The sequence below is a fragment of the Amycolatopsis ultiminotia genome (assembly GCF_039536925.1).
GTDB classification, from domain to species: domain Bacteria; phylum Actinomycetota; class Actinomycetes; order Mycobacteriales; family Pseudonocardiaceae; genus Amycolatopsis; species Amycolatopsis ultiminotia.
Map to the genome: position 1 here is coordinate 44,040 of NZ_BAAAZN010000019.1, position 20,325 is coordinate 64,364.

Annotated in this window: 16 protein-coding genes; 13 read left to right on the top strand and 3 right to left on the bottom strand. The window is 71.1% G+C overall.

Annotated elements, in window-relative coordinates; genetic code table 11:
• The first annotated feature begins 169 nt into the window (after positions 1-169).
• The 6 genes from argS to rho all read left to right on the top strand — a co-directional run bounded on the left by argS (position 170) and on the right by rho (position 9,055).
• Entirely contained in the window at positions 170-1,834 is a 1,665-nt protein-coding gene (argS, locus tag ABD793_RS33345; protein ID WP_344867261.1) for an arginine--tRNA ligase, read from the top strand.
• 2 nt (positions 1,835-1,836) lie between these two features.
• A complete protein-coding gene (gene lysA, locus ABD793_RS33350) occupies positions 1,837-3,267 on the top strand; it encodes a diaminopimelate decarboxylase (protein ID WP_344867262.1) in 1,431 nt (476 codons plus the stop codon).
• Positions 3,268-3,270: 3 nt separating this feature from the next.
• On the top strand, positions 3,271-4,608 hold the full coding sequence (locus tag ABD793_RS33355) for a homoserine dehydrogenase (protein WP_344867263.1): 1,338 nt from the start codon (positions 3,271-3,273) through the stop codon (positions 4,606-4,608).
• An 82-nt stretch (positions 4,609-4,690) separates the two neighbouring features.
• Positions 4,691-5,746 (top strand): threonine synthase, encoded by a 1,056-nt coding sequence (thrC, locus tag ABD793_RS33360; RefSeq protein ID WP_344867264.1) that lies wholly within the window; start codon positions 4,691-4,693, stop codon positions 5,744-5,746.
• A complete protein-coding gene (gene thrB / locus ABD793_RS33365) occupies positions 5,743-6,624 on the top strand; it encodes a homoserine kinase (RefSeq protein ID WP_344867265.1) in 882 nt (293 codons plus the stop codon). Before thrC ends, thrB begins: the two co-directional genes overlap by 4 nt.
• A gap of 418 nt (positions 6,625-7,042) precedes the next feature.
• Complete coding sequence (rho, locus tag ABD793_RS33370; protein ID WP_344867266.1) at positions 7,043-9,055, top strand: transcription termination factor Rho; 2,013 nt, start codon at positions 7,043-7,045, stop codon at positions 9,053-9,055.
• 60 nt (positions 9,056-9,115) lie between these two features.
• Here the strand turns inward: rho and ABD793_RS33375 are convergent, their stop codons facing one another.
• Positions 9,116-10,654, bottom strand: a complete 1,539-nt coding sequence (locus ABD793_RS33375) for a S1 family peptidase (protein ID WP_344867267.1) — start codon at positions 10,652-10,654, stop codon at positions 9,116-9,118.
• Between the two features lie 157 nt (positions 10,655-10,811).
• Positions 10,812-11,336 carry a CHAP domain-containing protein gene (locus ABD793_RS33380; RefSeq protein ID WP_344867268.1) on the bottom strand — a complete coding sequence of 175 codons (525 nt, stop codon included), beginning with the start codon at positions 11,334-11,336 and terminating at the stop codon, positions 10,812-10,814.
• A 236-nt stretch (positions 11,337-11,572) separates the two neighbouring features.
• Here ABD793_RS33380 and rpmE point away from each other — a divergent pair, with 236 nt between their 5' ends.
• Both rpmE and prfA read left to right on the top strand, forming a co-directional pair.
• Positions 11,573-11,797 (top strand): 50S ribosomal protein L31, encoded by a 225-nt coding sequence (gene rpmE, locus ABD793_RS33385; RefSeq protein ID WP_344867269.1) that lies wholly within the window; start codon positions 11,573-11,575, stop codon positions 11,795-11,797.
• A gap of 78 nt (positions 11,798-11,875) precedes the next feature.
• Positions 11,876-12,943 (top strand): peptide chain release factor 1, encoded by a 1,068-nt coding sequence (gene prfA, locus ABD793_RS33390; RefSeq protein ID WP_344867270.1) that lies wholly within the window; start codon positions 11,876-11,878, stop codon positions 12,941-12,943.
• Positions 12,944-12,952: 9 nt separating this feature from the next.
• Here prfA and wsfD read toward each other — a convergent pair whose 3' ends face one another.
• On the bottom strand, positions 12,953-14,398 hold the full coding sequence (gene wsfD / locus ABD793_RS33395; protein WP_344867271.1) for a glycan biosynthesis hexose transferase WsfD: 1,446 nt from the start codon (positions 14,396-14,398) through the stop codon (positions 12,953-12,955).
• A gap of 141 nt (positions 14,399-14,539) precedes the next feature.
• Here wsfD and prmC point away from each other — a divergent pair, with 141 nt between their 5' ends.
• The 5 genes from prmC to ABD793_RS33420 all read left to right on the top strand — a co-directional run bounded on the left by prmC (position 14,540) and on the right by ABD793_RS33420 (position 20,114).
• On the top strand, positions 14,540-15,406 hold the full coding sequence (gene prmC, locus ABD793_RS33400) for a peptide chain release factor N(5)-glutamine methyltransferase (protein WP_344867272.1): 867 nt from the start codon (positions 14,540-14,542) through the stop codon (positions 15,404-15,406).
• A 285-nt stretch (positions 15,407-15,691) separates the two neighbouring features.
• Positions 15,692-17,674, top strand: coding sequence for a M6 family metalloprotease domain-containing protein (locus tag ABD793_RS33405; protein WP_344867273.1), 1,983 nt, complete (start codon positions 15,692-15,694; stop codon positions 17,672-17,674).
• A gap of 48 nt (positions 17,675-17,722) precedes the next feature.
• Positions 17,723-18,373, top strand: a complete 651-nt coding sequence (locus tag ABD793_RS33410; protein ID WP_344867274.1) for an L-threonylcarbamoyladenylate synthase — start codon at positions 17,723-17,725, stop codon at positions 18,371-18,373.
• A 93-nt stretch (positions 18,374-18,466) separates the two neighbouring features.
• Positions 18,467-19,624, top strand: a complete 1,158-nt coding sequence (locus ABD793_RS33415) for a glycosyltransferase family 4 protein (protein ID WP_344867275.1) — start codon at positions 18,467-18,469, stop codon at positions 19,622-19,624.
• 49 nt (positions 19,625-19,673) lie between these two features.
• On the top strand, positions 19,674-20,114 hold the full coding sequence (locus ABD793_RS33420; RefSeq protein WP_344867276.1) for a Cg1360 family ATP-synthase-associated protein: 441 nt from the start codon (positions 19,674-19,676) through the stop codon (positions 20,112-20,114).
• Positions 20,115-20,325: the final 211 nt, after the last annotated feature.

Below are 20,325 nucleotides of genomic sequence, written 5' to 3' on the forward strand. Positions count from 1 at the left end.
GAGACCCGGATGGGCCTGCCGGGAGCCCAGTGTAGAGACCGGGCGTCGGATCACCGTGAACGCCCGGTGAGCTGCGCAGCGGAGCGGGACCGCGGCAAGGGTGTGTGCGCCGTCTCCCCGCGGCGGACCGGCGGAGCCCGCGCGCGCGGGCGCACCTAGAATCCGGCGGGTGACTCCCGCCGCTCTCGCCGATCTGGTCCGCAGCTCCGCCGTGCAGGTTCTCGCCGCACGGGGCGTCGACGACGCCGTGCTCCCGGAGCAGGTGACCATCGAACGCCCGCGCAACCCGGAGCACGGCGACTACGCGACGAACCTCGCCCTGCAGGTGGCCAAGAAAGCCGGTCTCAAACCGCGTGAGTTCGCCGAGGCGCTCGCCGAGGCGGTCGCCGGTGCGGAGGGGGTGTCCGCGGCCGAGGTCGCCGGGCCCGGCTTCCTCAACTTCCGGCTCGCCGCGGACGCACAGGGCGAGCTGGTGCGCCAGGTGCTCGCCGGGGGATCGGCCTTCGGCCGCGGCGACGCGCTCGCCGGGCGCCGGATCAACCTCGAGTTCGTCTCCGCCAACCCGACCGGCCCGATCCACCTCGGCGGCACCCGCTGGGCCGCGGTCGGTGACGCGCTGGGCCGGGTGCTCGCCGCGCAGGGCGCCGAGGTCACCCGCGAGTACTACTTCAACGACGCGGGCGCGCAGATCGACCGGTTCGTGCGGTCGCTGATCGCCGCCGCGAAGGGGGAGCACGCCCCGGAGGACGGCTACGCCGGCGGCTACATCAGCGACATCGCGGCCGAGGTGATCAAGGCCGAGCCCGGTGCGCTGTCGCTGCCGGAAAACGAGCGGCACGAGACCTTCCGGCGGATCGGCATCGAGCTGATGTTCACCCAGATCAGGCAGAGCCTGCACGAGTTCGGCACCGACTTCGACGTGTACTTCCACGAGAACTCGCTGCACCAGTCGGGTGCGGTCGACGCCGCGGTGCAGCAGCTCAAGGACTCCGGCAACCTCTACCTCGCCGACGGCGCCTGGTGGCTGCGTTCCAGCGAGTACGGCGACGACAAGGACCGGGTCGTGCTCAAGACCGACGGCAACCCGGCCTACATCGCGGGCGATCTGGCCTATTTCAAGGACAAGCGCAACCGCGGCTTCGACCTGTGCATCTACATGCTCGGCGCGGACCACCACGGCTACATCGCGCGGCTCAAGGCGGCCGCGGCCGCCTTCGGCGACGATCCGGGCACCGTGGAGGTGCTGATCGGCCAGATGGTGAACCTGGTCAGCGACGGCAAGCCGGTGCGGATGTCCAAGCGCGCGGGCACCGTGATCACGCTGGAGGACCTGGTGGAGGCGGTCGGCGTGGATCCGGCGCGCTACGAGCTGATCCGCTACTCCGTGGACTCCACCCTGGACATCGACCTCGACCTGCTGCGCAAGCATTCCAACGACAACCCGGTCTACTACGTGCAGTACGCGCACGCCCGGCTGTCCTCGCTGCAGCGTTCCGCCGACGACCTCGGCCTCACCAGGACGGGTTCCGGCGCGGACGTCGACTTCGGCTTGCTCACCCTGCCCGTCGAGGGCGAACTGGTCCGCACCATCGGGGAGTTCCCCGGGGTGACGCGCCGGGCCGCGGAGATGCGCGAACCGCATCGGGTGGCCCGCTACCTCGAAGAACTCGCCGGTGCTTACCACAAGTTCTACACCGTCGGCCGGGTTCTTCCGCAGGGCGACGAGGAGGCCACCCCCCTCACGTACGCCCGGCTCGCCCTGTGCGAAGCCGTCCGCCAGGTGCTGGCGAACGGTCTGTCGCTGCTCGGTGTCTCAGCTCCGGAACGGATGTAACCATGGCGCACCCCGCGGGACCCCGCCACGCCGACGTCTACCCCCATGCCGACGCCTCCGGGTTCCCGCCCACGAGTGCGGGCGAACTCGACCAGCTGCCGGCAAAAGTGTGGCCGCGCAACGTTTATCGCGCCGCCGACGGTGTGGTCCGGATCGCCGGGGTGGACGTGCGCGACCTCGCCGAGGCCTACGGCACGCCGCTGTTCGTGGTCGACGAGGCGGACTTCAAGTCCCGCTGCGCCGATTACGCCGAGGCGTTCGACGATCCGGCGCTGGTGCACTACGCGTCGAAGGCGTTCCTGTCCATCGAGATCGCCCGCTGGGTGGCCGAGCAGGGGCTGAGCCTCGACGTGTGCAGCGGCGGCGAACTGGCCGTGGCGCAGCGCGCGGACTTCCCGCCGGAGCGGATCACCTTGCACGGCAACAACAAATCCGTCGCCGAACTGGAGGCCGCGGTCGCCGCCGGGGTCGGCACGGTGGTGGTCGACTCCTCCTTCGAGATCGCCCGGCTCGCCGAGATCGCCGCACACCACGGGGTCGAGCAGAAGGTGCTGGTGCGGGTCACCGTCGGCGTCGAGGCGCACACCCACGAGTTCATCGCGACCGCGCACGAGGACCAGAAATTCGGTTTCTCGCTGGCCTCCGGCGACGCCGCGGAGGCGGTCCGCCGGGTGCTCAACGCCCCGTCGCTGCGCCTGGTCGGCCTGCACAGCCACATCGGCTCGCAGATCTTCGACGCGGACGGTTTCGAGGTCGCCGCCCGCCGGGTGGTCGGGCTGATCGCCGAGCTCGCCAAGGAACACGGCCGCGACCTGCTGGACCAGCTGACCCTGATCGACCTCGGCGGCGGCTTCGGCATTGCGTACACCGAAAAGGACAATCCGCCGCCGCCGGCGCAGATGATCACCCAGATCCGCGAGATCGTGCGCAAGGAATGCGCGTACGCCGAGCTGCCGGTGCCGCGCATCGCCGGGGAGCCCGGCCGCGCGATCGCCGGACCGGGCACGTTCACCCTGTACGAGGTCGGCACCACCAAGGACGTCGCGCTCGGTGACGACACCGCCCGCCGGTACGTGAGCGTGGACGGCGGGATGAGCGACAACATCCGCACCGCGCTCTACGACGCGGTGTACGACTGCCGGGTGGTTTCCCGGTCGGCGTCCGACGGGGACGAGCCGGTTGCCGCCCTGCTGTCCCGAGTCGTGGGAAAACACTGTGAATCCGGTGACATCGTCGTCCGGGACTGCTGGCTTCCCGACACGCTGGCTCCCGGCGACCTGCTGGCCGTCGCGGCGACCGGTGCCTACTGCTACTCGATGGCGAGCACGTACAACCGGCAACCGCGCCCGGCGGTGGTGGCCGTGCGCAACGGCAGCGCCCGGCTGCTGCTGCGGCGGGAGACGACGGACGACATGCTGCGCCTGGAGGTCTGAGAAGTGTCCACTGTGTCCCTGACGAACAGCGGGTCGCCACCGGAGGACCGCGTGATCAGGGTGGCCCTGCTCGGCTGCGGCACGGTCGGCGGCGAGGTCGCCCGTCTGCTCACCGAACAGGCCGCCGAGCTGGCCGCGCGTGCCGGTGCGCCGTTGGAGCTGGCCGGGATCGCGGTGCGCCGTACGGACAAGCACCCCGAGCTGCCCGCCGAACTGCTCACCGACGACGCGGCTGCGCTGGTGGTCCGCGACGACGTGGACGTGGTGGTCGAGCTGGTCGGCGGGATCGAGCCGGTGCGCAGCTGGCTGCTCGCCGCGCTGAAGGCGGGCAAGTCCGTGGTCACCGCCAACAAGGCGCTGCTGGCCGAGTACTCCGCCGACCTGTCCGAGGCCGCCGACGCGGCCGGTGCGGACCTGTACTTCGAGGCCTCCGTGGCCGGGGCCATCCCGTTGCTGCGGCCGCTGCGCGAATCGCTGGCGGGCGACCGGATCACCCGGGTGATGGGCATTGTCAACGGCACCACGAACTACATCCTCTCCGCGATGGACGAGACCGGCGCCGGGTACGCGGAAACCCTCGACGAGGCGAGCCGGCTCGGCTACGCCGAGGCCGATCCCACGGCCGACGTCGACGGCTACGACGCCGCGTCGAAGGCGGCCATCCTGGCGTCGCTGTCCTTCCACACCAGGGTCACCGCGTCGCAGGTGCACCGGGAGGGCATCGCCGCGGTGACCGCGTCCGACCTGGTCGCGGCCAGGGTGCTCGGCCGCACGGTGAAGCTGCTGGCCATCTGCGAACGGGTGACCGCAGACGACGGCACGGAGTCGGTTTCCGCCCGCGTGCACCCGGTGATGATCCCGCGCAGCCACCAGCTGGCCGGCGTGAGCGGCGCGTTCAACGCGGTCTACGTCGAGGCGGACGCGGCGGGCGAGCTGATGTTCTACGGCCAGGGGGCCGGCGGCGCGCCCACCGCCAGCGCGGTGCTCGGCGACCTCGTCGCGGTGGCCCGCAACCGGGTCGCCGGCGGCCGCGGCCCGCGCGAGTCCGCGCATGCGGGCCTGCCGGTGCGGCCGATGGGCCAGACGCCGACGCGGTATCACGTGAGCCTCGACGTCGCCGATCGCGCCGGGGTGCTCGCCCAGGTGGCGCAGGCGTTCGCCGCGCACGGGGTGAGCATCGCGGCGGTGCGCCAGCGCGACGCGAACGACACGGCGAGCCTCGTCGTGGTCACCCACCTGGCGCCGGACGCGGCGCTGCGGTCCACTGTGGACGAGATCGCGAAACTCGACGTGGTGCACGATGTCGTCAGCGTGATGCGGGTGGAAGGCGAAGACCAATGAGGGCAGCTTGCCGGCGAACCGTCGTCGTCCGGGCCGGCGTTTCGCCGGTGCGCAAGGTGCAACTCCGAGTGGAGGCGGTGGCATGAGTTCCTGGCCTGGGATCATCGAGGCGTACCGCGACCGCGTGCCGGTGCCGGACGGGGCCCGCGTGGTCACTCTCGGCGAGGGGAACACACCGCTGCTGCCCGCCGCGCACCTGTCCGAGCTGACCGGCACCTCGGTCTACCTCAAGGTGGAGGGTGCCAACCCGACCGGTTCGTTCAAGGACCGCGGCATGACGGTGGCCATCACGCACGCGCTCGCCAGCGGGCTCAAGGCGGTGATCTGCGCATCCACCGGCAACACCTCCGCCTCGGCCGCCGCCTACGCCGCGCGGGCCGGGCTCACCTGCGCGGTGCTCGTGCCGCAGGGCAAGATCGCCATGGGCAAGCTGGCGCAGGCGGTCCTGCACGGCGCCCGCATCCTGCAGGTCGACGGCAACTTCGACGATTGCCTCGAACTGGCCCGCAAGACCGCGGCGGACTATCCGGTCACGCTCGTCAACTCGGTGAACCCGGTGCGCATCGCGGGCCAGAAGACCGCCGCGTTCGAGATCTGCGACGTGCTCGGCAGGGCACCGGACGTGCACTGCCTGCCGGTGGGCAACGCGGGCAACATCACCGCCTACTGGAAAGGCTATTCGGAGTACGCGACCGACGGTGTGGTGAAGAACACGCCGCGGATGTTCGGTTTCCAGGCCGCCGGTGCGGCCCCGCTCGTGCACGGGGCGCCGGTCGCCGACCCGGACACCGTCGCCACCGCGATCCGCATCGGCAGCCCCGCGTCGTGGGCCGGCGCGGTCACCGCGAAGGAGGCTTCGGACGGGTTGTTCGAGGCCATCACCGACGAGAAGATCCTCGAGGCCTACCGGCTGCTGGCCAGCCGGGAGGGAGTCTTCGTGGAACCCGCGTCGGCGACCAGCGTGGCCGGGCTGCTGGCCACTGCCGCGGACGGACGGCTGCCGAAGGACACCACGGTCGTCTGCACGGTCACCGGGCACGGCCTGAAGGACCCCGCCACGGCGCTGGAGGGCAACGTCGAGGTCGAGCCGCTGGCGGTGGACCCGACTGCCGTGGCGGCGGCGCTGGATCTGCCATGAGCGGGTTCCGCGCCACGGTTCCCGGGTCCACGGCGAATCTCGGTCCGGGATTCGACGCGCTCGGGCTCGCACTGGCCCGCCACGACGTGGTGGAGCTGGAGGTCACCGACGGCGGGCTCAAGGTCGAGGTGTTCGACGCGGGCGCAGGCGACGTCGCCGACGTGCCGACCGACGATTCCCACCTGGTGGTCCGTGCGATCCGCCGGGCCTGCGCGCACCTGGACGTGGCCCCGGCCGGGCTGCACCTGCGGTGCCACAACGCCATTCCGCACGCCCGCGGGCTCGGCTCGTCGGCCGCCGCGGTGGTCTCCGGCGTGGCGCTGGGGTACGCACTGGCCGGACGCCCGCTGGACGCCGACGCACTGCAGCTGGCCGCGGAGTTCGAGGGGCACGCGGACAACGCGGCGGCGAGCCTGCTGGGCGGTCTGGTGGTGGCCTGGTGCGAGGACGGCCGGTTCCGCGCCGAACGGGTGGTGCCGAGCCCGCGGATCCGGCCGGTGGTGGCGGTCCCCGCGGAACGTTCGTCCACCGGGGCCACGCGTGGCCTGCTGCCGCAGCACATCCCGCACGTGGACGCGGCACACAGCGCGGGCCGGGCGGCACTCACCGTGCTCGCCATGACCGAGCGGCCGGAGCTGCTGCTGGCGGCCACCGAGGACCGGCTGCACCAGGACTACCGGGCCAAGGCGTATCCGGCGAGTGCCGAGCTGGTGGGCACGCTCCGTGCGCACGGCGTACCGGCCACCATCTCCGGCGCCGGCCCGACTGTGCTCGCTCTCACCGAGTCGGGAATCCTGCCCGCGGGGGTGGGTGTTGCCGGGTTCGAAATCGCCGGGCTGGACGTCGACCTCGCCGGTGTACGGGTCGCCGCCCGGTGACGACCCGGTCACGGGGCGGACGGGAACGTGCGCCACGCGGGGGGTGGTTGTTGCACCCGCACCGGGTGCGGTCTACCCTCGGGGGCGTTCGATCACCGTGCGTTTCCGCACCCGGTGCGGGTCTCCCCTCCTCGTGAGTCCCGGAGTCCGCATCCTTCGTCGATCCGCCGATCCGCACCGCCTGGCACGCGGAACGCGGAGGGACGCAAGGCGGGTTTCGGAGTTCCGGCGGTGCCGAATTCCGTTTCCTCCGTCCGGAGGAGACAAACACCCTGTGCTGGCGGCGTTTCGCTGTGTCTCGCACGGTTAGGCGCGACTCGCCCGCATCGGAGGCAGAAGCCGTCTCTCGCGATTCGGAAGCGAACGGCGGCAGCCCGCTGATCCACCTGGAGGCGTGGATCGGTCAGGAAGGACATGTGTGAGCAACACCGATCTGTTGAGCGGCGACGCGGAGACCCCCGCCGCGGCCGCTGAGAGCAATGGGGCTGCGGCCGCTCCGAAGCGCCGCACCGGGGGCCTGTCCGGGATGGTCATCGCCGAGCTCCGCCAGCTGGCGGGTGAACTGGGTGTGGGCGAGACCACGGGGATGCGCAAGGGTGACCTGATCGCCGCGATCCGCGAGCGGCAGGGCAAGAGCAGCAAGAAGCGGGCGAACACGGCGGAAACGCTCCCGCTCGAAGGCGTCGGCGAGCCGGCCCCGAAGGCGGAGAAGCAGGAGAAGCCGGTCCGCGCGCCGAAGTCGGCGCCGGTCGAGCAGCCGCGTGCCGAGCAGCCGCCGGTGGCTGCCCCGCAGGCCGAGGCCGCGCCGAAGGCCGAACCGAAGGCCGAAACCCCCGCCGAGAAGCCCGCGCAGCAGGAGGGGCAGGCCGAGGGCCAGCAGCAGGAGGAGGGCGGTCGCAGCCGCCGTCGCCGCGGCGGCTCGAACCGGTCGGACGGCAACCGCGACGGCGGGAACCGCGAGCAGCGTGGTGACCGCGATGGCGGGAACCGCGAGCAGCGTGGCGACCGGGACGGCGGCAACCGCGAGCAGCGTGGCGACCGGGACGGCGGCAACCGCGACGGTGGCAACCGGGACGGTGGCAACCGCGACCAGCGTGGCGATCGCCAGGGCGGCAACCGCAACAACCAGGACAACCGGCAGCGGGGCAACCAGCAGGACGGCAACCGCGCGCAGGACGACGACGAGGAAGGCGGCCGTCGCGGTCGTCGCTTCCGCGACCGGCGGCGCCGGGGCAGCGGTGGCGGCAGGGGCGAAGGCGGCGCGCCGGACACCGAGATCCGCGAGGACGACGTTCTGCTGCCGGTCGCCGGTATCCTGGACGTGCTCGACAACTACGCGTTCGTGCGCACCTCCGGCTACCTCGCCGGGCCGAACGACGTGTACGTGTCGCTCTCGCTGGTCCGCAAGTTCGGCCTGCGTCGCGGCGACGCCATCACCGGTGTCGTCCGCCAGCCGCGGGACGGCGAGCAGCAGCGGCAGAAGTTCAACCCGCTGGTGCGCGTCGACTCGATCAACGGTCTCGAGCCGGAGGAGGCCAAGCGCCGCCCCGACTTCACCAAGCTCACGCCGCTGTACCCGAACGAGCGGCTGCGGCTGGAGACCGAATCGCACAAGCTGACCACCCGCGTGATCGACCTGATCATGCCGGTCGGCAAGGGCCAGCGCGCGCTGATCGTGTCCCCGCCGAAGGCCGGTAAGACCACGATCATGCAGGACATCGCCAACGCGATCACCACGAACAACCCCGAGGCCCACCTCATGGTCGTGCTGGTCGACGAGCGGCCGGAAGAGGTCACCGACATGCAGCGGTCGGTGAAGGGCGAGGTGATCGCCTCCACCTTCGACCGCCCGCCGTCCGATCACACCTCGGTCGCGGAGCTGTCCATCGAACGGGCCAAGCGGCTGGTCGAAATGGGCCACGACGTGGTCGTGCTGCTCGACTCGATCACCCGGCTCGGCCGGGCCTACAACCTGGCCGCGCCCGCGTCCGGCCGGATCCTCTCCGGTGGTGTCGACTCGACCGCGCTGTACCCGCCGAAGCGGTTCCTCGGCGCTGCACGCAACATCGAGAACGGCGGCTCGCTCACCATCTTCGCCACCGCGATGGTGGAGACCGGGTCCACCATGGACACGGTGATCTTCGAGGAGTTCAAGGGCACCGGCAACGCCGAGCTCAAGCTGGACCGGAAGATCTCCGAACGGCGCGTGTTCCCCGCGGTCGATGTCAACCCGTCCGGCACCCGCAAGGAGGAGCTGCTGCTCTCGCCGGACGAGCTCGCGGTCACGCACAAGCTGCACCGGGTCCTGCACGCGCTGGACTCGCAGCAGGCGATCGACCTGCTCATCTCGCGGCTGCGCAAGACGAAGACCAACATCGAATTCCTGATGCAGGTCTCCAAGACCGCACTCGGCGGCGGCGAGGACGACTGAGTCCGCACGCACACCACGGCCCGCCCCCGGGATTTCCGGGGGCGGGCCGTTTTCGTCGGTTCAGGCCTTGGTCAGCGTGCAGTCCGGACGGGACAGCGCGAGCCGTGAACCCGGGACCAGACAGTCCGCGAGCGGCGCGACCTGCTGGCCGTAGCTGCGGCCCTTTGCCGCGGTGATCGTGCCGTCCGGCCCGACCTCGCACGGATTGTTGTCCGTGCACTGTGCACCGTCGCGATTGCTGGTGTTGTTGATGCCCGCGACGGTGTTCCCGTCCGGGGTCAGCAGCGCGGTGCCGGAGTAGCCGGGGCGGCTCACACAGGTGTCGCTGGGCGCGTACCGCACTGAGTTGTCCTGCTGCCAGCCGCCTTCGCGCAGATGCGGCACGACGGCGGCCACTGTGCACCGTGGCCGGTTGCTTTCGTAGGCCATGGCGAGGTGATCGCCGGCGCGCATCGGGGCGGTCGCCAACCCGAAGACCTTGGCGCCCTCGGCGGACAACTGGGCGTAGGTCTTGTCCAGCCGGTACAGCGCGATGTCGGTCCCGGTCATCGTCGCGTAGACGAGCCGGGTGGCGCGTGCGGTGGTCTGCGGATAGCCCGCGCGGTCGGCGATGGGGACCGGCTGGTCCAAGCCGGCCGGCTGGTCGGCCACCGCTGTTCCCGGTGCCGGACGGTCGCCTTGGATGCAGTGTCCGTTGGTCAATGCGAGCGCGGGGTCGTCCGGCCGCGCGGTGCGGGGCCGGATCACCGAGCCGAGGCAGGCGCCGATCCTGGCGGTGCCTTCGACGTTCGGGATCGGGGAGTCCGGAGGGACGGCGGTGCCGCTGACGATGCCGTTGATCCAGTCCGCGTTCTTGCTGACGTCGGTGTACATGTCCGGCATGGCGACGCCGCGGATACCGGAACCGATCACCGTCCCGGCCAGCCGCCAGTGGTCGTCCTCGCGGAGCAACGCCGGTCCGCCGGAATCCATGTTCGCGGGCCCGACCTGCGGTTCCCGGCTGCCGATGCACAGCGGAAGGGTGGTGCCGTCGTCGTCCCAGCATTGGGTCAGCGGCTGCACCACGGTGTCCGCCTCGTGCAGTGCGCGGGGGAAGCAGACCGGATCGGTGAAATCACCGCAGGAGGTCGAGGTTGCGCCCCAGCCGAGGAGGCGGACCGCGGTGCCGGGGGCCGGAGTGGCGGTGGCCGGCCGCACCGGTTCGGCTCGGACCGGGCTGCGCAGGTGCAGCAGCGTGAGGTCTTCGCCGGGCGGGTTGTAGGTGTTGTGCCGCCGGTAGAACTTGTCGGCGTCGACGAGCTCGCCGCCGGTGGCGGGGTCCGAGGAACCGACGCGGACTTGCCAGCCGCGCGGGACACCTGTGGTCACGCCGGTCGGCGTGTTGGCGCAGTGCCCGGCAGTCAGCGCCCACTGCGGCCCGATGAGCACTCCGCCGCAGCGGTGTCCGTCCGGGCGGGGCGAATCGTATTGCAGGGAAACCATGAACGAATAGGGCTGCGCAGACTCGGAGCCGCCGACGATGGCAGGCGCGGGACTGGCACCGGCCATCGTGACGGTCAGGGCGAAACCGAGCGGCAGCGCGAAAGATCGGAAGCGCATGCGTGCCACTGTGGCCCGCGCATGTCCGCGGAATGCCATCGCTGTGTGACAGTTTCACCATGCCCGGCCGCATTTCCGGGGCAGGGCTCCCAGCCGGGAGCAGCTCCGGCGACGAGCCCTGCCCCGTTTCCGCCGCGTCGGGGATGGCGGTGCGGCGTTACTGGTGCGGAACCGAGGCCGGGGTCCAGCCCCGGTAGTTGCTGAAGTAGCTCGTGGAGCTGCCGTGGCCGATCTTGCCGCCGACGCTCGTGGCGTAGAAGCCGCCGTTGCCGTCTGCGATGCCGACGTGCCCGTAGGCGCTGATGTTCCAGTACACGAACGAACCCACCGGCGGGGTGCCGCTGGTGTGCTTCGGGCTGGCACCGTTCCAGTGCGCATTGGCCGAGGCCCACACACCGGTGGTGCCGTAGGAGTTCTCCGCGGCCTTCTCGCAGTAGTGTTCCCAGCCGGTGTTGCCCAGGTGCGCCTTGTACCAGGCGATTGCACCGGCCGCGGTGCCGTCGCCGGAGCCGTCGACGGCTGCCTCGGGCAGCACGGAGAACGTGCCCGCGGCGGGATGGACGTCGGCGGCGGTGAGGGTGGTGCTCGCGTTCGCGGCCGGGGCGGCGAGCACCGCGGCCGCGGCCACTGCGGCCACCGCGACGGGCTTCGCCAGCCGGACGAGCAGGGCGGTCTTGCGCATTGTCCGGACCTCCTGTCGGTGCGTGATTCACGGACTGACAGGAGGATCGCGCCGGAAGGTACAAGAACCGTACAATCTGCCACGCCGACCGCTACGCACCGTGGCCGGAGCGGGGGAATACCTGGTCACCAGGGTGCGTTGCAGCCCTCGCCAGCGCGTCTGGCACAATGATCCGCTGAAGTCCGGCACCGGTTCACCCCATCACCGGGGACCCGGGGCCAACGAGAGAGGACACCATGAAGAGCGGTATTCACCCCGAATACGTGACCACCTCGGTGACGTGCAACTGCGGGAACAGCTTCACCACCCGCAGCACCAAGGACTCGGGTCAGATCCACGTCGAGATCTGCTCCAACTGCCACCCCTTCTACACCGGTAAGCAGAAGATCATGGACACCGGTGGCCGGGTCGCCCGGTTCGAGAAGCGCTACGGCAAGCGGACGAAGACCGACGCCAAGTAGCTCGACCGACGGCGCCCACCCCACGCGGGGTGGGCGCCGTTGTTCTGTCCGGGCGGTGTGCGAGAGGTAGGCGGCGAAGTGGATTCGAGTTCGCTCAAGGGGCTGCTCGACGAGCATGCGCGGCTGGAGCAGGAGCTGGCCGATCCGGCCGTGCACGCCGACCAGTCCCGTGCCCGCAAGCTGGGCCGGCGTTACGCCGAGCTGAGCCCGGTGGTGCGCACCGTGCGCGAACTGGACCAGACCCGCGAAGACCTCACCGCGGCGAGGGAACTCGCTGCCGAGGACCCGGCGTTCGCCGTGGAAGCCGAAGAGCTGGCCGCGCAGGTCCCGCAGCTCGAAGAGAAACTCACCGAACTGCTGCTGCCGCGCGATCCCTACGACGGTTCGGACGTCGTCATGGAGATCAAGTCCGGCGAGGGCGGCGAGGAGTCCGCGCTGTTCGCCGGCGACCTGCTGCGGATGTACCTGCGTTACGCGGAACGCCACGGCTGGAAGGCCGAGGTACTCGACTCGACCGACTCCGACCTCGGCGGGTTCAAGGACGCCACGCTGTCGGTCAAGAGCAAGAGCGCGGACGTCGACGGCGTGTGGTCGCGGCTGAAGTTCGAGGGCGGCGTGCACCGCGTGCAGCGGGTGCCCGCCACCGAATCACAGGGCCGGATCCACACCTCCGCGGCCGGCGTGCTGATCTACCCGGAGCCGGAGGAGGTCGAGGTCGAGATCGACCCGAACGACCTGCGGATCGACGTGTTCCGCTCGTCCGGCCCCGGTGGGCAGAGTGTGAACACCACCGACTCCGCGGTGCGCATCACGCACCTGCCGACCGGCATCGTGGTGTCCTGCCAGAACGAGAAGTCGCAGATCCAGAACCGGGCCCGCGCACTGCAGGTGCTGCAGGCGCGGCTGCAGGCGATCGCCGAGGAGGAGGCCGCCGCGAAGGCCTCGGACGCCCGGCGCTCGCAGGTGCGCACAGTGGACCGTTCGGAGCGGGTCCGCACGTACAACTTCCCGGAGAACCGGATCTCCGACCACCGGGTGAACTACAAGGCCTACAACCTGGACCAGGTCCTCGACGGCGAACTCGACGGCGTGCTGGACGCACTGGCCGTCGCCGACCGTGCGGAACGGCTCGAACAGGCAGGCTGAGCGCCGGCGTCAGCGGACCTGCGCGGCGAGCACCTCGGTCCGCGGGTCCCGGTCGTCGGCAGGCTCCGGCTCGGCCGGAGTGCGCGGGGCGCGGGGAAGCAGGCTGAGGATCCCGAACACGATCGACAGCACCGTCGGGAAAAGCGTGAGCAGCTGGTGTTTCACGCCCTCGACGCCCTCGCCGAGCGCGGACAGCCCGAGCTGGCCCACTGCGAAGAACAACAGCAGGAACAGCACGATCCCGTACTCCCGCCGTCGCACCCGGAACGCACGCACCCCGGCGCAGGCGACCAGCACCCAGATCGGTACCAGCACGAACAGCCCGAGCGGCGCGGCGAGCGCGGACAGTCCGGAGAACACCGGCACCCGGTACTCTTTGGACAGTCGCGGCTGACCGGACCGTTCGCCGAAACTGCCGAGGTTGTCCGGGCGCGCGGTCAGCGTGTTCACCCCGCCCTGCTGGAGGATTTCGGTCACCCGCCCCGGATGCGTCGCGTAGTAGTGCGCGACATTGCGACGGCTGATCCGGTCTTCGTACTGCGGGTAGCGCGGGTCGTGCCAGGCGGCGTTCGCGTTCCACCAGCCGGTGCCGATGTACTTCGCGAACGACTCCGGCAGCCCGAGTGCGGCGAGGTCACCCTTCGTATCGTGCTTACCGTCCACAATGGAGCTGAAGATCGCGTTGTACATGTTGGCCTGCCGGTACTCCGCGTTGGCCGGATCGCCCTGTGCCTGCATGGCGAAGGTGCCGGCACCGACGATCACGAGCACCGCAAGCGGCAACGGCCACCGTGCCTTGCCGCGCGCACCGGCCGGCCGGACCAGCAGTACCGCGAGCACGAAAAGCGGGATGAGCACCAGGGTCTGCGATTTGGCGTTGAGCCCGATCAGTCCACCGAGGACGGTCACCGCGGCGCCTGCCCAGCGCGCGCCGCGGTGGCGGTGCATCAGCAGCAGGCCACCGCAGATCAGCAGGATGCCGAGGAACGCGGAGCCTTCGCTGAGCACCGAGGCGAAGTAGCCGAAGAACGCCGAGTCGCCCAGCACGAGCAACAGCAGCGCGGTGGCGAGCACGCGGTTGCGCCCGCGCAGATCGAGCCCGAGCACGGTGGCGGTGACCGCGGCCGCGACGAGCACGCAGGTCAGTACGCCCAGCACGACCAGATTCAGCACCCCGGCCGCGCCGAACAGGCTGCCGATCTTGCTCGCCGCCCAGTCCAGCCAGCTCTGACTGGACACGTAGGCGGAGTCGCACGGCGGCGCGGGGCCGTAGCTGAACCGCACGAAACCCTCCGACGGCCGGTCGAGCTGCCGTCCGCCGAGTTTGCACAGCAACCGCCAGCCGTCGCCGTTGTCCGCCATCCCGACCGGGCGCGGGACCAGGAACCGCACCAGCAGCAGAGCCAGCGAGGCGGCGAAGACCGCGAGGCCGAAGCGCAGTTCCCTGTGTCGCACGGGCCGAGTCTAGGAGATGGCCCGTCCCGGCCGGTAAGTCGCCGCGGCCCGTCCCGGCCAGGCGGCACCCGATGCCGCGCCGGGCTCGATACCCTTGGCGGCACCCCTGCTGTGTCAGGTCCGACGAGTGAAGGAACACCAGTGAATCGGCAGCCGCTGCGCCTGGCCATCATGGAGGCGACCCGGATCCTCAAGGAGGCGGGCGTCGGCTCGCCACGGGCGGACGCGGACGAGATCGCCGCGTACGTGCTCGGGGTGGAGCGCGGCCGGTTGCCGATGGTGCCGCTGGTCGACCCGCCGGTGATCGAGGCGATCGGGCAGCTGGTCGCGCAGCGGGCCAAGCGCATCCCGCTGCAGCACCTCACCGGATGGGCGGCGCTGGGGAACGTCACGGTGAACGTCGGCGCGGGCGTGTTCGTGCCGCGCCCGGAGACCGAACTGCTGCTCGAGTGGGGCGTGCAGCTGCTGCAGGGCCGTGAGTATCCGGTGGTGGTGGACCTGTGCACCGGTTCCGGCGCGCTGGCGCTGGCGGTGGCGCACGAACGCCCGGATGCGGTGGTGTACGCGGTCGATGTGGACGCGCAGGCGCTCGCCTGGGCCCGGCACAACGCGGACGTGCACGCCGACGCAGGCAACACCCCGATCCGGCTGTATTCCGGCGACATCTCCGACCCGACGATGTTCGCCGAACTGGACGGCCTGGTCGACCTGGTGCTGTGCAATCCGCCGTACGTCCCGGAGGGCACCCCGGTGCCCCCCGAGGTCGGCGAACACGATCCGGCCCGCGCGGTGTTCGCCGCGGAAAGCGGCCTTGCGGTGATCCGGCACGCCATCGCGACCGCCGCACGCCTGCTCCGCCCCGGCGGCGGCCTGGCCATCGAACACGACGACACGCACAGCTCGGCGGTTCCGGCACTGGTACGTGCCCGCCGCGTGCTGTCCGGGGTCGAGGACCACCCCGACCTGACCGGCCGGCCCCGCTTCGTCACTGCCCGGCGCCTGGGCTGAGCCGCAACCGCCGTCCTCACCGCCCGGCGCGGGCGGCTCGGTAGGCGTCCGGCGTGGCTCGGACTTGGGCGGACCCGGTCGGCGTGCGGTGTGGGTGTGGCCGCACTCGTTTGTGGTGCGTGGGTCGGCTGGGCTCGGGCGGGTACTGCAGCGGGACGGGTTCGGTTCGGGTCTGTTCGGTCTCTTCGTCCCACTTTCGTCGTGCGGCAGCGGGGTGGAGTTCGGTCTCGTGTGTGGTGTGCGGCGCTAGCGTCGGTCGGCGGGTTCCGATCGTGAGGAGTGCGGATGGGCCGGGTCAGGAAGGCGTTCTCCCGCGGTGGTTCGCTCGCCGCGGCGGTGCTGCTGGGCGCCGGGCTGGTGGCCGGGACCGCAGCGGCCGATCCGCACACCCGGGATTGGCCCGCGCCGCTCGACGCCGCGCGCTGGGCCGACCAGGCGGCGATGACCTGGGACGACTACCGCGCGGTCCCGGGCACGGACTGGGCCGATCCGGCCCGCGAGCCGACCGACCGCACGTTCCGCGGTGCGGTCGTCCTCACCGACTACCCGGACCAGGACTTCGTGGTCACCAAGTCACCGCACGCCACCGTGTTCGGCAATCCGGACCCGGCCGCGAGCGGGCTCGCCCGCGGCGAACTCGCGCAGTACTACCAGGATTTCCTCAACAAACCCCAGCCGCTCAACCACGGCCACACCATCAACGAGTACTGGATGGAGGACTCCGGCGGCAGGCTCGGCGTCGACCTCACCGCGTTCGGGCCGTACCGGATGCCGGGCAAGTCCTTCGAATACGGCATGGAGTTCCAGCCGGACGCGTGCCCGGCCGGTGCGAACTGCGCGCGCAACCTGCGGCTCGACGCCGAGGCCGCGTGGCGGGCCGACGTCGGGGCGGAGGTGGCCGACCGGTTCGACTTCGTCTTCTTCCTCTCCGCCGGCCAGGACGAGAGTTCCACCTGGCAGGAGTTCGGCGAGATGAAGTTCGCCGCGCCGGAGCAGGTGCCGGACGAGTTCGGCCCGCCGGACGGCGGGCCGAACACCGCCGGCACCCGGTACGTGCCGTGGACGTCCTGGGCGTCGGCGTCGAGCCTGTGGCCGAATGCGGCGGACGGATCGTCGACCCAGGCGGAAAGCTCCGGGCAGGCCGTGTTCGCGCACGAGTTCAGTCACATCCTCGGCATCGGGGACAACTACAACAACCCGTTCGGCGAGCCACCGCAGCGCAGCTACACCGGACCGTGGGAAATGCTGTCCCGCGGCAGTTTCAACGGACCCGGCGGTCCGCACACCCGGTGGCGGATCCCGGCCACCGAGGGCGGTTCGATGGGTGCGCAGCACATGCTGCGCACCAAGCTGAAGCTCGGCATCGTGGATCCGGACGAGGTGCTGCAGCTCGACCGGAACCGGCTCGCCTCGACCGGCCCGGTCACCGCGCGGATCACCGCCCGCGAGGCGGCGCCGGCACCCGGTGCGCACCGCGGTCTCACCGTCGCGCTCACCGGCGGCGACCACCAACCCGCCTGTGACCAGGCGACCGACCCGCGCTGCGACGGCGGTGGCTACGACGGCTACAGCCTCGAGGTCGTCGACCGGATGGGGTCGGATTCCTTCACGCCCGATTCCGGCGTGCTGCTGGCCAAGACCAAGAAGGCGGACGACGCCCCGTTCGAATGGATCGTGGACGCCAACCCGCAGGACATCGGCCTGACCGACTACGTGCGCCCGGACGGCACGCCGGTCAAGGTCACCATCGGCGACTACCGGCAGCTGAACGACGCCGCGTTCAAGGCAGGCACCGGCGCCTCCGGCGGTTACGAGTACACCGACGAGGCCAACCGGCTGCACTTCCTGGTGACCGACCTCGACCGGGATTCGCGCGGCGTGCTGTCCTACTCCGTCACGGTCGCCTCACTCGACGGTTCCGGGCCGCAGACCCGCGCCGCCCGGCTGTGGCCGGCACCGCCCGCGTTCACCGCCGGCGGACTGGCCACCTGCGACTTCCCGCTGGTCAACCCCGGATCGGCCGGTGGCGCGAAGGCGCCGTACGACACCGACACCTACCGGCTGAGCGCGCGCACCGGCACACCCGGCTGGCAGGTCCGGCTGCCGAACGAACTGGCGACGGCGAAGTTCGGCGGCACGGCCGAGGTGCCCGTTTACGCCAAGCGCACCGACGGCGCGGCGCACACCGCACGCGTCCAGCTCACTGCGACGTCGATCGCGGACCCGGCCGAGACGGCCACCGCCACCTGCACCGCGATCGGCTTCTGAGGTGCCACGGCGGCGGCAGCCCGTCGAGCGAGGGCTAGGCTTCGCGGCATGAGTGCGGTGTACGACTGCAGCAAGCGGGAATCCCGAGCCGAAGGGCTGGCCGCCGCGGCCGCCGCAGTGCGGTCGAGCCGCCTGGTGGTCCTGCCCACCGACACCGTGTACGGCATCGGTGCGGACGCCTTCGACGCCGGCGCGGTACAGGCTCTGCTGCGCGCCAAGAACCGCGGTCCGGACATGCCGGTCGGCGTGCTCGTCGGTTCGTGGTCCACTGTGGACGGCCTGGTGCTCGGCATGCCGCCGCAGGCACGGGCACTCGTGGAGGCGTTCTGGCCGGGTGACCTGTCGATCGTGCTGCCGCACGCACCGAGTCTGCAGTGGAACCTCGGGAACTCGCGCGGCACCGTGATGCTGCGGATGCCACTGCATCCGGTCGCGCTGGAGCTGCTGCGCGACGTCGGCCCGATGGCCGTGTCGAGTGCGAACGTGTCCGGCCGCCCGCCGGCGGCGACCGCCGCCGAGGCACAGGACCAGCTCGCCGACACGGTCGCGGTGTATCTCGACGGCGGGTCCAGCGGTGAGCCGGTGGCGTCCTCGATCGTCGACCTCACCGGGGACAATCCGGTGGTGCTGCGCGAGGGCGAGGTGACCAGGGCGGCGATCGCCGAGGTCATCGGCGTGCCCGCGGATGCGCTCGGCTGAGCGCGGGCAGGGTGACCGCCGTGCGCTCGGGCCGGAATCCGGGCGCGGTAGCGTGACGCGGTGACTCCGACCCCCCGGCAGGTGTGACGCGGCATGCCTGCAGTGCAAGGACTTCTGCCCATCCGGGAGTACCTCCTGGTCGCACTCACCGCGGCCGCGGTGACGTACCTGCTGACCGGGGTCGTGCGCAAGGTCGCGATCCGGATCGGCGCGATCGCGAACCCGCGGGCCAGGGACGTGCACGTCACGCCGATCCCGCGGATGGGCGGCGTCGGCATCTACCTCGGGGTGGCCGCGGCGATGGGGCTGGCGCACCAGCTGCCCGCGCTGAGCCACGGGTTCGACGCCTCGCTCGACGCGGTCGGCGTGCTGCTCGCGGCCGGGGTCATCGCCCTCATCGGGGTGCTCGACGACCGGTTCGAACTGGACGCCTGGACGAAGCTCGCCGGACAGGTGATGTGCGCCGGGATCCTGGTGATCTTCGGCGTGCAGTGGGTGTCGTTCTGGGTGCCGTGGGGCGGTACCGGCGATTCCTTCGGTTCGCTGCTGGTGCTGGACAAGAACCAGGGCGCACTGGTGACCGTGGTGATGGTCGTGGTGATGGTCAACGCGATGAACTTCGTCGACGGCCTCGACGGGCTGGCCGGCGGGCTCGGTTTCATCGCGGCGTCGGCCACCTGCGCGTTCTCCCTCGGCCTTCTCGACAACGCCGGCGGCGACGTCGGCTCCTACCCGCCCGCGCTCATCGCGGCCACGCTCGCCGGCGCGTGTCTGGGCTTCCTGCCGTACAACTTCCAGCCCGCCAAGATCTTCATGGGCGATTCCGGGTCGATGATGATCGGCCTGATGCTCGCCGGTGCCACCACGTCGGCGAGCGGACGGGTCAGCTACACCCGCTTCTCCGCCTCGGACGCGCTGGCGCTGCTCTCGCCGCTGGTGGTCGTGGTCGCGGTGCTCTTCGTGCCGGTGCTGGACCTGGTGCTCGCGGTGATCCGGCGGACCCGGCGCGGGCAGAGCCCGTTCGCCGCGGACAAGATGCACCTGCACCACCGGTTGCTGGAGATCGGCCATTCGCAGCGCCGCGCGGTGCTGCTCATCTACTTGTGGGCAGGCATCCTGGCGTTCGGCGCGGTCTCGGTGACCCTGTTCGACAGCGCGGTGGTCTTCTGGGTGATCGGCGCGGTGCTGGTGCTGGCCGCGCTGGTGTCGCTGGTACCGCGGCTGCGTGCCCGGCACCGCCCCGGAGTCTGAGCCGGACCGGCGGCTATACTGGCCGGTCGAACCGACCAGGGAGCCAGGTGTGAGCGAGACCGAGACCGAGAACCCGCACGCCGCCGTGGTGCAGAAGGCGGCCCGCGCGATGACCCGGGCTTCGCTGCTGCTGACCCCGCCCGCGGTGCTGCTCTGCATCGTCGTGTTCAGCATCGTGTTCGGGCAGCCCGGTTTCCTCGGTTCGCTCGTGGGCGGGGCGCTGGCGCTGCTGGCCTCACTGTCCACTCTGGGCCTGATGCGGTTCAGCGCGGGACAGGACCCGATGTTCGTGATGGTCATCGCACTCGGCGGGTACGTGGTGAAGGTGGTCGTGCTGTTCGCCGCGCTAAGCCTGCTCAAGGGAGTGACCGCGCTGCACCCGCTTTCCCTCGGCGTCACGATGATCGTCGCGATCCTGGTGGCCGCCGCGGTCGAGTTCGCCGCGTTCCGCCGCACCAAGATCCCGGCCATCATCCCGGCGGGCAGCTGAGCTTCCGTCCGGTTCGAGACGCTGGTCCCGGACCGGCCCGGGACCTAGGTCCTCGGCCGTTCGGCTGGTTAGGAGTACGCCTGTACGGCACCGATTGACCTGCTGGTATGGTCCGCTTCATGGGTGGCGGCCTCGGCCGCACGCTCCCTCGACGAAACCGCGATCAGCAGTGTGGCGACCGACTGGTTCTCCTCGTTAGGCCGCTGGTCCG

Coding starts and splice junctions, on each gene's coding strand:
- ABD793_RS33415 (WP_344867275.1), top strand. CDS start 18,467: ATGCCTGCAGTGCAAGGACTTCTGCCCATCCGGGAGTACCTCCTGGTC.
- rpmE (WP_344867269.1), top strand. CDS start 11,573: ATGAAGAGCGGTATTCACCCCGAATACGTGACCACCTCGGTGACGTGC.
- ABD793_RS33405 (WP_344867273.1), top strand. CDS start 15,692: ATGGGCCGGGTCAGGAAGGCGTTCTCCCGCGGTGGTTCGCTCGCCGCG.
- lysA (WP_344867262.1), top strand. CDS start 1,837: ATGGCGCACCCCGCGGGACCCCGCCACGCCGACGTCTACCCCCATGCC.
- ABD793_RS33380 (WP_344867268.1), bottom strand. CDS start 11,336: ATGCGCAAGACCGCCCTGCTCGTCCGGCTGGCGAAGCCCGTCGCGGTG.
- ABD793_RS33410 (WP_344867274.1), top strand. CDS start 17,723: ATGAGTGCGGTGTACGACTGCAGCAAGCGGGAATCCCGAGCCGAAGGG.
- ABD793_RS33375 (WP_344867267.1), bottom strand. CDS start 10,654: ATGCGCTTCCGATCTTTCGCGCTGCCGCTCGGTTTCGCCCTGACCGTC.
- thrC (WP_344867264.1), top strand. CDS start 4,691: ATGAGTTCCTGGCCTGGGATCATCGAGGCGTACCGCGACCGCGTGCCG.
- thrB (WP_344867265.1), top strand. CDS start 5,743: ATGAGCGGGTTCCGCGCCACGGTTCCCGGGTCCACGGCGAATCTCGGT.